Genomic DNA, 14,236 nt, shown 5'->3' with positions numbered 1-14,236 from the left:
CATCAACGGCTGGAATTGCCGCCGAATAGTCATTTCCAGCCACGCCGCCTCTTCGGTTCCACCCGGTGGCGCGGGGGGCCGCCCGCCAAACATGATGAAGCCTTCCTGCTCCGGATCGCGACCGATGGTCAGGGGAAGATGATGAAGAGACCGACCAACGCCGTGGTCGGCAATGTCGACCGGGAAAATGCATGCGGATGGTGCAAAGGTCGATGAAGTATACTCGAAAGTGGCAGTCGCCCGCAAATAGGTAGGCTTGCTCGAAATGCAGGCATGGTATTTTGTGACCGACGTGCATGCCGTGCCGTCGTACGAACGCCGCGTTCCACAATCACAAAGGACGTTGTCATGCCCGGCAGATCTGGAAAAGGCATCGACCGCCGCGAATTGCTAATGTCGTCCATTGCCACGGTCGGCGCGGCCGCCGCCGTCGCCGTTACTGCTGGCGCCGCAAGTGCGGAGGACACCGCGGCGTCCTCGGCCAACCCGGGATCGGGGACCGTCTATACCGGCGACATGATCCAGGGCAAAAAGGTCGTCAGCGCGCTGGACGTCGACGATCTGGAGCCTGGCCGGAAGCACCTTTTGTATTTCCAGGGAGTGGAGACTCCCACCGGGCACCATTGGTATGTGTCCGTGACGGTCGCCAGGGGAGCAAAGCCGGGCAAACGCGTCGTTCTGACGAGCGGCGTGCATGGCGACGAGATGAGTTCGATACATACGGTCCAGACCGTGATGAACAAGCTCGATCCGGCGCTGATGTCGGGCACGGTGATGGCGGTCACCGACGTGTCGCGCCCGGCCCTGGAGAGCATGCAGCGCCGGTGGCCGAACCAGGGCAGAGGCGTCGATCTGATCGACATGAACCGGGAATGGCCCGGCAACGAGAACGGCCTGACCGCGCCGAGCCGCCATGCCGGGCTGCTGTTCAACCGGCTGCTGCGGCCGAACGCCGACGCCGCGATCGATTTCCATACCGGCACGACCGGATTCGAGGTCACCGCATTCAATATCGGCGAGACGGAAAGACCCGAGGTCAAGGCGATGCTGGATCTCTATCCCGTCGGCCAGATCCTGAACATGCCGAAGGCTGCCTATCCCACTGTGCTGCACAACGCGTTCATAGACGTGGGAATCCCGGCCTTTGCGCCGGAAATCGGCGCCGCGCGCATCCTGAACCCCAGGATGATCGAGTTGTTCGTGGAAGGCACGATGAACGTTCTCAAGCACCACGGCATCATCGGCGGGCCGATGGGCCGCACCGGCAAGGACGTGGATGTCTTTGTCGGCGACAGCGCGTTTCCGATCCTGGCCACTGCGGGCGGGATCGTCGAGCATCTGGTCAAGCTCGACGACAAGGTCGAACCGGGGCAGAAGGTGGCCATCCAGCGCAACAGCTTCGGCGAGGTGGTTGCGGAATATACAAGCGCGGTAGCCGGGGAGATAACGGGCCAGCGCAGCGATGCAATGTCCGAGCCCGGCAACCCCTTGGTATTCATCCTTTTCAACAAGCCGGGGCCGGAGGAAGCTCCGGTCTACCCCGAATAGCTGCCGCGGAGTAGCGGTTCCTGCGCCGCGAAGGGCTTCGGTTCAAAAAATGTATGGCCCACCCGTCGGCAAGAGGTTTATTTCCGATGGCCACTATTGGCCTGCATCAACGTATACGACGTATCGGCGGCCGGAGCGGCCCCGGCAACACCGAAATTTCCTTTTCAAGTGCAAGGCACGGTCCCGGCCTGAAGAACGGCCGGCCGGGACCGCAGCGTCATTTGCCGGCGCTGGCCAGGAACTCGCGCGCCACCTGCGTCACGCCGTCGGCGTCGAGCCTGTAGTGGGCATAGAGCGCAGCCGGCGGACCGATCAGCGAGAACTCGTCCTGGATGCCATGGCGCAGGAAAGGGACCGCCGCGCCGCCGGCAAGGACTTCGGCGACCGCACTGCCCAGACCGCCGATGACATTGTGCTCTTCGACGGTCATGATAGCGCCCGTATCGGCCGCCGCCGCCTTCACCGCCTCGACGTCCAGCGGCTTGATCGTGTGCATGTCGACAACCCGTACGCTGCGGCCTTCGGCCTCCAACCGCTCGGCCGCTGCCAGGCTGGCATGAACCTGCGAACCGGTGGCGATGATGGTCAGGTCGCGGCCCTCGCGCAACTTTGCCGCCTTGCCGATCCGGAAATCGGCCGGCACCTCACTATAGACTTCCGCATCGCGTCCGCGTCCGAGACGGATGTACATCGCACCCGGATGTTCGAGCGAGGCGCGCAGAACGGCGCGCAATTGGTTGGCGTCCGCAGCGCAGACCACCGTCAGGTCGGCGATCGTGCGCATCATGCCGATATCTTCCAGCGCATGATGGCTTGTGCCGTAGAAGCCCATCGAAATGCCGGAATGGTGGGCAATGATACGTACCTTCATGCGCGGATAGGCACAGTCCGTGCGGATGACTTCGGCGCCCAGCAGGCCACAGAATGCGGCAAAAGTGGCGACGTAAGGGACCATGCCGCACGATGCCATGCCGGCGGCCGCCGTGATCATGTTGCGCTCGGCAATACCGAAATCGATGAAGCGATCGGGATGGCGGTTGGCGAAATCGCGCGAACGGCTGGAATTGGCGAGATCGGCCGTCGCCACAACGATACGCGGATCATTGTCGGCAAGATCGGCCAACTCCTCACCCAGAATGAACGCCGGCATCGACTTGGCCGGAGTGCCGCGCACCGACTTGGCGTCTTTGAGCGTGATTTCCTTGTCGTCGCCGCGAAACAGCGCGCTCTGGTCCTGACCGGAATTGTCCACTTGCGCGACCATCATGCATTCTCCTTCACAAAGGGCTTGAGGCCCTGCGAAATTTCCTCGAAGGCCTCCTCGTAATCGGCGCCGACGAGATTGCCGACGTGCCAGTCGAGCGACAGTTCCATGTGCTTTACGCCCCGCCCCTTGATCGTGTCGGCGATAATCATTTGCGGCTTGCCCTCGCCGACCGGCGCCAGGCCGTCCAGCGTCTCCAGGATCACCTTCAGATCATGGCCGTCGATGCGCTTGACGTCCCAGCCGAATGAAGCGAAGCGGTCGGCCAGCGGTTCCACCGACATCACCTTTTCGGTCGGCCCATCGATACTGAGTTGATTGCGGTCGACAATGCCGACCAGGCCGCGCAGCTTGAAATGTCCGGCGGCCATGGCCGCTTCCCAGATCTGCCCTTCGTTGAGTTCGCCGTCACCCATCATACAATAGGTGCGATAGCTGCGGCCCTGCATGCGGCCGGCAAGCGCGATGCCCAGCGCAACCGACAGGCCGTGGCCGAGCGAGCCGGACGAGAAATCGATGCCCGGGATCTTCTTCATGTCCGGATGATCGCCAAAGGAACTGCCGAGCCGCGTGAAATCGTCGAGCTTGGACGCCTCATAGAAGCCAAGATCGGCCAGAACCGGATAGAGGCCGATCGCCGCGTGCCCCTTGCTGAGGATGAAGCGGTCGCGATCCGGCCATTTCGGATTGCTCGGATCGAAGCGCAGATGCGCGTAGTAGAGTGCCGAAAACAGCTCCGCCGCAGAAAAGGTGCTGGAATAATGACCGGCGCCGGCAATGCGTGTCAGGCGTAACGTCTCGAGCCTGATAAATTTCGCGCGATCTGCCAGATAGTCTTCCGACACATTGCGGCCATGGCCTCGGTGGTTGTCCGTTGTCACCGTCGTCGCCTCCTTGTCCAATTTCTAAACTTGTGACGAATGCAATCGACCCATGCCGGCTCCGAGTTGGAGCAGGCAAAGCTTGATCATCTTTCGTCGATGGAATGTTAGATGCGCTGCAACCCGCGAAACACTACAGCTTGGCGACGATTTCCATCGCTTCGTTCGTTGCGGCAAGCGCCTCGTCGATATCGGCGGCCGTATGCGCGGTCGACAAGAACATGGTGTGCGTCGGATGCAGATAGACGCCGCGCGCCAGTGCCTCGAGGCAGAAACGGTTGCCGATGCGCCGGTCGGCGTCGTCTGCGAACAGGAACACCGGCATCTGTGTCGGCCCGCTCTGCTGCAGGCGCATGCCGTACCGCTGGGCCTGTGCGGCCAGCCCGTCGCGCAGACGCTGGCCCATTCCGCGCATATGCTCGACGCCATCGGTGTCGCGCAGTTTGGTGATGGTGGCGATCGCCGCCGCATGTGGCACCGCGGCCGTCCAGAAGGAACCGGTCGTGAAAATCTTGGTGGCGCCTTCGCGGAAGCGGTCATTGCCGGTCACCGCAGCCAGCGCACGGCCATTGGCGATCGCCTTGCTCCAGGCGGCAAGGTCCGGGCGGACACCCACCAGTTCCCACGTGCCGCCGCTATGCAAACGGAAGCCCGCGCGCACCTCGTCGACGATCAACGCCGCGTCCGCAGCCGTGGCAAGTTCGCGCGCTCGGCGGGCGAATGCCTGCGTCGGCATGACATGCTCCTTGCCCAGATCATGCTTGAACGCCGAAACCAAGATGGCTGCCAGATCCTTGCCGGCCTGTTCGACCGCAGCTTCCAGGCTCGCAACATCGTTGTAGTCATAGTGGATGAGATGGGCGCGGTCTTCCTCGGTCACGCCGGCAACCGAGGGCGTGCACCACGGAATGGCGCCGTGATAGGCGCCGCGCGCAACCAGGACCTTGCGGCGGCCGGTGCCGGCGCGCGCTATGGTCACACAAGCGGTGGTGGCGTCGGTGCCGTTCTTGGAGAACATCGCCCAATCGGCATGCGGAACCGTCTCGACAATGAGCTCGGCCAGTTCAACCTGACGGGCACTCGGTCCGTTGAAGCCATCGCCAAATTCGCGTTGGCGCACCGCGGCGGCCTCGACATCCGGATCATTGTAACCGAGCAGCATCGGTCCCCAAGCGCACATGAAGTCGATATAGCCGCGCCCGTCCACATCCCAGGTCCGGCAGCCCTCGGCGCGCGCGAAATATTGCGGATAGCCCTCAGGCAAACGGGCGACATTCTGATGTCCCCACATCGCGCCGGGGATCACCTTGGCAGCTCGAGCACGCAGTGCCATGTCGGTATGGAGATTAAGCCTTTCCATTGACGATCCTCGCATCTTCAATCATGCGCGCCTCCGGAGCGCGATGCGGATTTTGATATATCATATATCCGTACGACGCAAGCTGGCCACCGCATCACCGGTGCCTTGCCGCACAACATATTCCGAATTTGGCGCGACGGGCGCGGAATGGCTCTGGCGAACCTCCAGAATGATTGTCTGGCGGCGTTGCGCCCGCAATTATGGCTCAGCGTAACTCAGGATCAGAGATCAGCCGGGTCGTGAACGCCCGATTTTTCCACCTCTTCCAGATAGCGCAAAAAGTTGCGCCCACCCTCCACCAGATCGGCTTCATAGGCCGCCAACACCGCATCGGGATCGCGCGCCCGCAGCGCGGCCAGCATATGCAGATGCTGGTGGTCGCCCTCATAGGTCGGGTGACCAAAGGGGTAAAGAAAGGTCATCGTCGAGCCGATCTGGACCCAAAGCCGCTCCAGAATCTCGATCAGATGCGGCATGTTGGAGCGACGATAGACCATGAAGTGGAAATCGTAGTTGGCCTGCAGGGCCGTCGGATAGTCTTTCTTGCTCTCGGCCTGAACGAGGACCGCGTGCAACTTCTCCAGTTCGTCGATGACGGCATCATCTATATACGGCATCGCCTGCAAGGCGGCGTAAGGCTCCAGCAGGAGCCTAACCTTGCGGATTTCCAGATATTCCTGAAGATTGACCCGCCGCACACGGATGTAGTAGCCGGGCTTCATTTCCAGAGCGCCGTCCTTGACCAATTGCAGCAAAGCCTCGCGCACCGGCGTCTCGCTTGTACCCATGCTCCGGGCGAGGTCGCGTATCTTCAGCCTGTCGCCCGGGCGATAGCGCGCCGACATCAATTGCTGGCGCAAATGCAGGTAGACTTGCGACGACAGGCTCTTGCTTTGTATACCCCCGACTGGCTGCATGGACACGATCACCGCTTTCGCCTGCTGCTGGACAGGGTTTCCCCTTCCGCGGTGATACTATTAGCCGTGCCGGACAGTCCATAGCCTGCAAGCAATGTGCCGCCTGCATTATTCCGTTGCCGTCGCAACCTCCGAACGCTTGCACCGGAGCGATTTCAATGACCGCCAAGCCTATCCACCGCGGCCACCAAGCGCGGCCCATAGTCCTCGTGCAGCGCCTCCGCGCTTACTAGGAAGGATGGCCCGCCAACATTGAGACCATAGACCGAAGTGCCGTCAAGCGAGCGCAGGGGCGCGGCAATGGCGTTGATCTCCGGCTTCCAGACACCGAAATTGGTGCAGTAGCCGTACCTCTCGTAGTCGATCAAAGCATCGTCGAGGCCCCTTTTCATGCGCTCGCGCTGTTCTGGGAATTCCTGCACCGCAGCGCGAAGCACCTCTTCGCGCTCGCCTTCGGCCATGCCGACCAAAATGGCGCGGCCCATCGCCGAGTAGAACAAAGGCAGACGCGCTCCAACGTCGATTGACAGCGAAACCGCCTGTTGGCGCCTGCGTACGGCCAGATAGACGGCGCGAGTGCCGCTTCGCTCCGCCAGCGCCACGCTAACATAGGGATTGGCTCCTTCCCGCAGCGCATCCATCTCGCTTGCGCAGCGCTCGGCGACGTCCATCGCCCCAAGCACACTGAAGCCGAGCCGCAACACCTGCGCCGCCAGCCGATAGGCGCCACTCGCCTCGTCGCGCAGCAGATGCCCGGTTTTCGTGAGCGTATAGGTCAGCCGGGAAACCGTCGGCCTTGCAAGTCCGGTGCGCCGCGAAATCTCGTGGTTGGACAAAAACCGGTCCTGCGGGCGGAAACAGCTCAATATGTCGAGCCCTCGAGCCAGCGCCGTCACAAACTGACGATCACCGCCATCGGTCTCATCGGCGGTCATGGTGTCTTGGGTCATCGGCGCTCCCGTCAAAGAAGGAAATACTCACAAGCAGCGCGGCAGGCTGCCGCTTGACAGGCATTTCTTTCCATATAATACCGTTCGCTGTGCAAACTGCAATTTCGCATTTTTCGATTTATTTGCGAATTTCCGGCAACGCGACGAAAAGAGTTCGGTATTGATCGTGTCCCTCAACCCCGCACCGAGCCACCCCGGCATAGGAGCGGCCGGGACCAGGGCATTTCAGCGCATTCACGATCTGCTGACACACGGAACTCCTGCATCGATAGCCCTGATCGACCACGACCGGGCCGCCTACACCTATGCCGAACTGACGATCCTGGTCGATAAAATGGCCGATCTGCTGCGCAGCTACGGTGTCCGTCCCGGCGACCGTGTGCTGGTTCTGGGCGAGAATTGCGCAACCTTTCTGGCCGGCGTGCTGGCACTCAGCCGGCTCGACGCCTGGGCAGCGCTTGCGAATGCGCGCCTGACTCCATCGGAGGTCGACCGGTTGATGGAAAGGGCGGAAGCGCGCACAGCTCTGTTTACGCCCGAAGCCTCGCCTTCCGCGCAGGTACACGCCGCGCGCATGGGAGCAACCTCGATCGGCAAACTGCGCTGCGGCGAGGTCGTCGTCTCCCCTTTGCGCAATGCCACCCCGGAACCGGTCGACGACGGTCCGCAACAGACCGCCGTGCTGATCTATACCAGCGGCACGGTCGGCGAGCCCAAGGGCGTCATGCTAAGTCATGGCAATCTGCTGTTCGTTGCCCAGACAGGCGCCCGCATGCGCCATATCGGGCCTCACGATACCTTGCTCGCCGTGCTGCCCGGCACACATATTTTCGGCCTGTCTTCCGTCTTTCTGGCCGCCCTCTCAGGTGGCGCCCGCCTGATCTGCGTGCCCCGTTTCAATGCCCGCGCGGTGCTGCGTCAGATCGAGACCGAAGGGACGGTGCTTACGGCCGTGCCGCAGATGTTCGCCAACATGCTGAAAGTGCTGAAGGAAGAGCGTATCGACAGGCCGCGTCATCGGCTCCGCTATCTTTATGCCGGCGGCTCGCCACTCGATCTTGCACTGAAGTTGGAAGTGGAGCGGACCTTCGGCTCGACGCTGCACAATGGCTATGGCCAGACCGAAGCCTCGCCCTCCATCGCCGCAACTCGCATCGAGGACCCACGCACGGATACTGCCGTCGGACACCCCCTCGCCGGGGTCGAGATCGCCATCGACCGCCCGGATGAACAGGGCGTCGGCGAGATCTGGGTACGTGGCCCTAATGTCATGAAGGGCTATTTCCGCAATCCCGAGGCCACTCTGGCAACGCTCACCGACGATGGTTTTCTCAAGACCGGGGACCTGGGCAAGCAAGACAGTGGCGGCGCCATTCACATTGTCGGGCGCAAGAAGGAACTGATCATCCATTCCGGCTTCAACGTCTACCCGCCGGAGGTCGAAGCCATACTGAGCGCCCACGCGGCGGTGACGCTTTGCGCTGTGGTCGGCCGTGCCCGAAACGGCAATGAGGAGGTTCTGGCCTTCGTCACGGCGCACGCGCCGGTGAGCGAAGACGACTTGCGCCTATGGGCCCGCGAGCGGCTCGCTCCCTACAAGGTGCCGGCCAGGGTGATCGTGGCCGAGGCATTGCCGCAGGCCGCAACCGGCAAAATCTTGAAGAACAGCTTGCTCGACCGCTTCCGGGCACAATTGGACGAGAGGGACTAATCCATGCTCCAGGGATATATCTATGACGGTTTGCGCAGCCCCTTCGGCCGCCATGCCGGTGCGCTTTCCACGATCCGACCCGATGATCTGGCCGCCAAGGTCATCCGCGCGCTGGTCGATCGTTCCGATCTGCCAGTCGACAGGATAGAGGATGTCGTGCTCGGCAATGTCTGCCAGTCGGGCGAGGACAGCCGCAATATCGGTCGCTTTGCCGGCCTGCTGGCGGGCGTGCGCGAAGCGGCCGGCGGCTTGACCGTCAACCGCCTGTGCGGCTCGGGCATGGCAGCGGTTCTGGATGTGGCGCGCTCGGTCACGGTTGGTGAAGCCGATCTTTATGTTGCCGGCGGCGTGGAGAGCATGACGCGCGCGCCTTTCGTCATGGCCAAGTCGCCCGCGGCCTGGAACCGCCAGCCGGAAATCTACGATTCCACCATCGGCACACGCTTTCCCAACAAGGCTTTTGCCAAGACCTTCGGCGACTACGCCATGCCGCAGACGGCCGACAATCTGGCACGCGACTACGAAATCGGCCGCGAAGAATCGGATGTCTTTGCCCATGCCAGCCAGCAGAAATATGAGGCCGCGCGCGCCGAAGGCTTCTTTCGCGACGAAATCCTGCCCATCGAGATAGCTGCCGGCAAAGGCAACGTGGTGAAAGTCGAAACGGACGAGCATCCCAGGCCCGACACCAGCCTGGAAAAAATGGCGACGCTGAAGCCGCTCTATGAAGGCGGCGTGGTGACTGCGGCCAATGCATCCGGCGTCAATGACGGCGCCGGCGCACTTCTGATCGGCTCGCGCGATCTTGGGCCGAAGCCGCGTGCGCGCGTGGTTTCCGGCGCCGTCGCCGGCGTACCGCCGCGCATCATGGGCATTGGACCGGGCTTTGCCGTGCCGAAGGCACTGGAACGCGCCGGGCTGACCATGGCGGACATGGACCTGATCGAGATCAACGAAGCGTTTGCCGTCCAGGTCCTGGCCTGCTGCAGGCAACTCGGCCTCGACCCCAGGGACAGCCGCATCAACCCGAATGGCGGCGCCATCGCCGTCGGCCATCCGTTGGGGGCTTCGGGCGCGCGCATCGTGCTGACGGCCATGCGCCAGCTTGAGCGCAGCGGAGGCCGTTACGCCTGCCTGTCCATGTGCATCGGTGTCGGGCAAGGCATAGCCATGGTTATCGAGCGCGTTGCCTGACGGCGGAGCCGGGTGCCTGGCCGCATTGGAGATTGCCGTGGCGGATCAACATAGGGATACCGGCGAGGGTGACATCCTGCCCGTCAACCTGTCGGGCGCGCGCGCCCTCCTCGGCTATCGCTCGTTCTTGCCCGACGATACGTCGCAAGGCGTTTGTTCACTCGACATCGGCCCCCAGCATCTCAACCGGCTCGGCCTGCTGCATGGCGGCTTCGTTTCCATGCTGCTCGACAATGGCTGCGGCATCGCCGTGCGTCATTCGCTCGGCGATATCGACGCCACTGTCGTGACCGTCACACTGACCGTCAACTTCGTCTCGGCCGCGCGCTCCGGCCGCGTCATTGCGACCGGCCGCGTGACCGGCGGCGGACGCAGCCTGAAATTTGCCGAAGCGGAATTGCGTCATCAAAGCGGTCGGCTGCTCGCCACCGCGACCGCCACCTTCAAGGTTGCGGCCAGCAACGAAAGACAGGCATGACTACCCTCACCTACGACCCGGTCCTGAGCGAGCGACGAGACGCGACCCTCATTCTGACGCTCAACACGCCCGGCAAGCGCAATGTGCTTGGGCCGGCCATGTACCGTCAGCTGCTTGCCCTGCTCGACGCCGCGCAAGCCGATGTCGGCATTGCCAATGTGGTGCTGCAGGGTGCCGACGGTTTTTTTTGCGCCGGCGGCGATCTGCGTTCTCTGGCCGAACGCGCTGCCCTGTCCATTGCGCAGAACGAAGAGCGCATCGAAGAACTGCATAGGGTGACGCAACGGCTGTACGCCTTCCCGAAGCCGGTCATCGCCGCGATCGAGGGGGGCGCCGCCGGCGCCGGCGCATCGATTGCCCTGGCCTGCGATCTGATCGTCGCCGCCGAGGGCAGCTATATCGCCTTGTCCTATGTCAAGGCAGGCCTCGTGCCTGACGGCGGCGCCACCGCCTATCTTGCCCGTGCGCTGCCGCCGCAACTCGTGGCCGAGATGGCGCTTCTCGGACCTCAGGTGCCGGCCAACCGACTTTCAGCACTCGGTCTGGTCAATCGCGTTGCCGCCCCCGGAAAAGCCCTCGACGTCGCGCTCGATCTCGCAGCCACGCTGGCACGCGGCGCACGCGCGGCCCAGACGTCTATCCTCGCTCTGCTCGACGGACAGGGCAAAACGAGCATCGCAGCGCAGCTCGACCGTGAGCGCGCCGCCATGGCGCGTGCCATCGTCGCCCCGGAAGCCGCCGAGGGCATCGCCGCCTTCCGCGAGAAACGCCCGGCCGCCTTCCCCGCGCCTTCGCCTGAGCCGGCCGCCGCCAAGCGGCCCGGTATCGGCACCGCTGTCACCGAACTCTTCGGAATCCGCCTCCCGGTCGTTGCCGGCGGGCTTATGTGGCTGGCCAACGCCGACTATGTAGCTGCCGCCGCCAAGGCCGGCGTCATCGGCTTCATCACCGCCGCCAGCTTTCCCGACGGCCAGACGTTGCGCACCGAGATCCGACGCTGCCGCGACATGGTCGGCGACCTGCCCTTCGGCGTGAACATTTCCATGCTGCCCAAGCTGGTGGAAGGCGAACGCACGCGTGAAACCTTCGAACTGGTCGCTGAGGAAGGCGTGCGCTTTATCGAAACGTCAGGTCGCAGCCCGGAGCCGTTTCTGCCGATCATCCGAGGCACGGGCATCAAGGTGCTGCACAAAGTGTCCAGTCTCAAACATGCGCAGAAGGCGGAAACGATCGGAGTCGACGCCGTCTCAATCGTCGGAGCCGAATGCGGCGGCCATCCCGGTCTCGACATGATCGGCTCCATGGTCAATGCTGGTCTTGCGGGTGCGCGGCTCACCATTCCATGGCTGATCGGTGGCGGCATCGGAAACGGCGCGCAGATCGCCGCGGTGCTCGCAATGGGCGGCGCCGGCGTCGTCATCGGCACCCGCTTCCTGGTCGCCGACGAAGTCTGGGCTCATCCCGGCTACAAGCAGGCCCTTATCGAGGCGTCGGAAAACGACACCGCGCTCGGCATGCATACGGTGCGGAACACCGTGCGCGCCTTTGCCAACGACACCATGCGAGAGTTGCGACGCATCGAGGCGGAACGGCCCGACGTCACTATTCAGGACCTGTTGCCCCTCGTCAGCGGCAAGATCGGCCGGCGCGCCTACGAGACCGGCGACGTTACGCGCGGCGTATTGTCGGCCGGGCAAAGCCTGGGCGCGATCACGCGGGCAGCACCCATGGCGGCCATAGTCGAGGAACTGGAACAAGATATGATGGCGGCCCTGAGGCGCGCCGGCAATCTCGCATCACGATAGGCGCCGCAGACCCTGATCCTCAACGATGTGTTTGAGGAGGTCGTGTGCACGCGAGGTGACCGCATGCCGATCTGTTCAATGGCCGTGGTCGAGGGTGGCTGGCACGCCAGCCACTGCCGGATGATGAACAAGCCGCGATTGAGCGGCATATGCGCTGACTTGACAGGCTTTCATGGAGCAGACCAGCCTGCAATCGGAGCTGCGACACGACCCAGCGGTTTTTCCTCTGTTTGGAGGAAGTATCCTCCGGGCCAGTATGACACCTTTCTACCCCTGCGTTGGTCCGCAACTGGGGGTGGTTCTCATCTGAAACAAGCACCGGCGCTATCGCCGCGCTAGGGGTCGGCTCGGCGTGCGCATCGGCATGACGGAGGTTTTGAGCGCGGCCTAGGGAGCCGGCGCGCGCTCCCTTCGAGCAAAGATGGCGGAGGGCGCCGCTTGCCCCGGCGCTCTCCGCCGCGCCGCCACCTTCGCGGGCAGCGACTCCTCCCGCGAAGGTGGCGGACATGTTTGGAAATATCGCCACCGGCGACGGCATCGGCGAACACATCTCCTATCCGATGGCAGGCGGTCGGGATTGCAGGCAGGGACGGCCGATACCGGTCAATTCGGGAGAGCGGCGGGCGGCAGCGCCTGCATGGCCAGCCGCATCAAATCGGCCTGGCGGGAAACGCCGGTCTTCGAGAAGATGTTTTCGAGATGCGTCTTGGCGGTTGTCGGTGCGACGCCGAGTATCCCGGCGGCCTCCGCCAACGTCTTTCCCGCCAGCAGGCGTGCAAGAAGGCGTCGTTCCGCCCTGGTCAGATGGAAGGCCGCGGCCATCGCCGTGGCGACAATCCGCTCGTCGGGCTGGGCGCTGATGAAGACGGCAGCGCTGGCTTCCGTTTGCATCCCATCGCGGCGCTGGCCACCCGCCAACGGCAGCACATGAGCGAACAGCGGCTTCGTGCCCGACGGGTCGAGGCGCACGGCAAGCCCGGCCGTTCCCAGGGCGCTCTCATCCTGCGCAGCGAGCCGGATCGCGGCCCGCAACTCCCGCGAAGCAGCCGGGTTGCAAGCCCGTAGATATCCGCCGGCATCCTGTAGCGCGTTGCCCCTATCCAGCACCGCCTCGGCGGCGCGGTTGGGGTGCAGGATCGCGCCATCCCGGTCGGTGAGCACGACGCCACATTGCAAGGCATCGAGCGCCCCCGCCATCTGCTGCCGGCCAATCTCGCGTGCTTCCAGCACGCGACTGATTGTGACGGCGCGCCTGAGATGCGGCAACAGCAAAGCGACCACCTCGGTTTCCCTTTCGGTGACGACGCCGTATCGCTGGTGGTGCATGCTTACAAGCTCGGAGACGTGCGCGGGTGTCCGCACCAGGAAGAGATGCATCACATCAACGATGCCGAGCGGCTCCAGCACCTCCTTTATGTAGGCGGAACTGGCGGCGTAGTCCTCCGGCAGATGGCGTGATGCGATGAACGGCGCATCAAGGCAAGGCGCCTCTGCCAGCCACTCTGAAATGCGTGCATGGATTTCCGCCAGATGACCATTCCGGCGGCGGCGCCATTCCTCAGGCCAGCCGACGCTCTTGTCGATCAGAAGCGTGCCGGAGCGCAGGTCATTCAAGGAAAGGATAATGGAATCGCAACGAAGTGCGTCCCTGATGCCATCAATGGCATCATCCCACCGCGACGGGTCGAGCGTGCAATCATAGATCAGCCCGATCAATGCGGAGAGTTGCCGCGGGCAGAAGAGGCCGGTCATGTTTCCCCCTTTGCGGCCTCGCGAGTCCTTTGCGTGCGGGTCTTCGCCAGCAGCAGGGTCGGATGCTCCGCGTCGCGTGCTGGCAGGGCACCCCGGTTGAGCATAGCCACTACTGTGATGGCTTCGACCTCCGTCGATGGCATCGGCAGCCTGCCGTCGACCACAGCCGGCAGGTCGAGCATGCAGTCCCAGATCGTGTACACATTCGAGGGATCGACAAGATATGCATACCGTATCGCCTTGCTTCCTTTTCGGATGGCCCGCAGGCTTTCCTCCCAGTCCTTTCGGCTCCTTCGCCGGAGACGATGTTGGGATTGCCGGCGTTCAAGGCTTGAAGGGCTTCTTGCTGTCCCCCAGCAAATCGCTGCGAATCGGA

At 63.3% G+C, this 14,236-nt stretch carries 11 protein-coding genes; 5 read left to right on the top strand and 6 right to left on the bottom strand.

From position 1 onward, the window contains the following. Window positions 1-348 precede the first annotated feature (348 nt). Window positions 349-1,548 carry a M14 family metallopeptidase gene (locus tag ACTDI4_RS10200; RefSeq protein WP_442841044.1) on the top strand — a complete coding sequence of 400 codons (1,200 nt, stop codon included), beginning with the start codon at window positions 349-351 and terminating at the stop codon, window positions 1,546-1,548. Window positions 1,549-1,765: 217 nt separating this feature from the next. Here the strand turns inward: ACTDI4_RS10200 and ACTDI4_RS10195 are convergent, their stop codons facing one another. The 5 genes from ACTDI4_RS10195 to ACTDI4_RS10175 form a co-directional block, all read right to left on the bottom strand. Next, window positions 1,766-2,815 carry a transketolase family protein gene (locus tag ACTDI4_RS10195; RefSeq protein ID WP_442841043.1) on the bottom strand — a complete coding sequence of 350 codons (1,050 nt, stop codon included), beginning with the start codon at window positions 2,813-2,815 and terminating at the stop codon, window positions 1,766-1,768. Then, on the bottom strand, window positions 2,812-3,693 hold the full coding sequence (locus ACTDI4_RS10190) for a transketolase (RefSeq protein ID WP_442841042.1): 882 nt from the start codon (window positions 3,691-3,693) through the stop codon (window positions 2,812-2,814). Before ACTDI4_RS10190 ends, ACTDI4_RS10195 begins: the two co-directional genes overlap by 4 nt. A 133-nt stretch (window positions 3,694-3,826) precedes the next feature. Further along, window positions 3,827-5,053, bottom strand: coding sequence for an aminotransferase class III-fold pyridoxal phosphate-dependent enzyme (locus ACTDI4_RS10185; RefSeq protein ID WP_442841041.1), 1,227 nt, complete (start codon window positions 5,051-5,053; stop codon window positions 3,827-3,829). A 221-nt stretch (window positions 5,054-5,274) separates the two neighbouring features. Further along, a complete protein-coding gene (locus tag ACTDI4_RS10180; protein ID WP_442841040.1) occupies window positions 5,275-5,982 on the bottom strand; it encodes a GntR family transcriptional regulator in 708 nt (235 codons plus the stop codon). A 143-nt stretch (window positions 5,983-6,125) separates the two neighbouring features. Beyond that, window positions 6,126-6,920 carry an IclR family transcriptional regulator gene (locus ACTDI4_RS10175; protein WP_442841039.1) on the bottom strand — a complete coding sequence of 265 codons (795 nt, stop codon included), beginning with the start codon at window positions 6,918-6,920 and terminating at the stop codon, window positions 6,126-6,128. Here ACTDI4_RS10175 and ACTDI4_RS10170 point away from each other — a divergent pair. The 4 genes from ACTDI4_RS10170 to ACTDI4_RS10155 are packed head-to-tail and all read left to right on the top strand — an operon-like array spanning window position 6,907 to window position 12,108. After that, window positions 6,907-8,631, top strand: coding sequence for a class I adenylate-forming enzyme family protein (locus tag ACTDI4_RS10170; RefSeq protein ID WP_442841038.1), 1,725 nt, complete (start codon window positions 6,907-6,909; stop codon window positions 8,629-8,631). The two genes, ACTDI4_RS10175 and ACTDI4_RS10170, sit on opposite strands and share 14 nt — an antisense overlap. A 3-nt stretch (window positions 8,632-8,634) precedes the next feature. Beyond that, window positions 8,635-9,825 carry an acetyl-CoA C-acyltransferase gene (locus tag ACTDI4_RS10165; RefSeq protein ID WP_442841037.1) on the top strand — a complete coding sequence of 397 codons (1,191 nt, stop codon included), beginning with the start codon at window positions 8,635-8,637 and terminating at the stop codon, window positions 9,823-9,825. A 25-nt stretch (window positions 9,826-9,850) separates the two neighbouring features. Then, window positions 9,851-10,303 carry a PaaI family thioesterase gene (locus ACTDI4_RS10160; protein WP_442841036.1) on the top strand — a complete coding sequence of 151 codons (453 nt, stop codon included), beginning with the start codon at window positions 9,851-9,853 and terminating at the stop codon, window positions 10,301-10,303. Then, window positions 10,300-12,108, top strand: a complete 1,809-nt coding sequence (locus tag ACTDI4_RS10155; RefSeq protein ID WP_442841035.1) for an enoyl-CoA hydratase family protein — start codon at window positions 10,300-10,302, stop codon at window positions 12,106-12,108. Before ACTDI4_RS10160 ends, ACTDI4_RS10155 begins: the two co-directional genes overlap by 4 nt. Before the next feature lie 603 nt (window positions 12,109-12,711). On the opposite strand, the gene ACTDI4_RS10150 is transcribed toward ACTDI4_RS10155, so the two are convergent. Further along, complete coding sequence (locus ACTDI4_RS10150; RefSeq protein ID WP_442841034.1) at window positions 12,712-13,860, bottom strand: helix-turn-helix transcriptional regulator; 1,149 nt, start codon at window positions 13,858-13,860, stop codon at window positions 12,712-12,714. Window positions 13,861-14,236 lie beyond the last annotated feature (376 nt).

The organism is Mesorhizobium sp. PUT5, from assembly GCF_052216645.1.
Lineage (GTDB): Bacteria > Pseudomonadota > Alphaproteobacteria > Rhizobiales > Rhizobiaceae > Mesorhizobium.
This window is presented reverse-complemented; position numbering and strand designations above follow the sequence as displayed.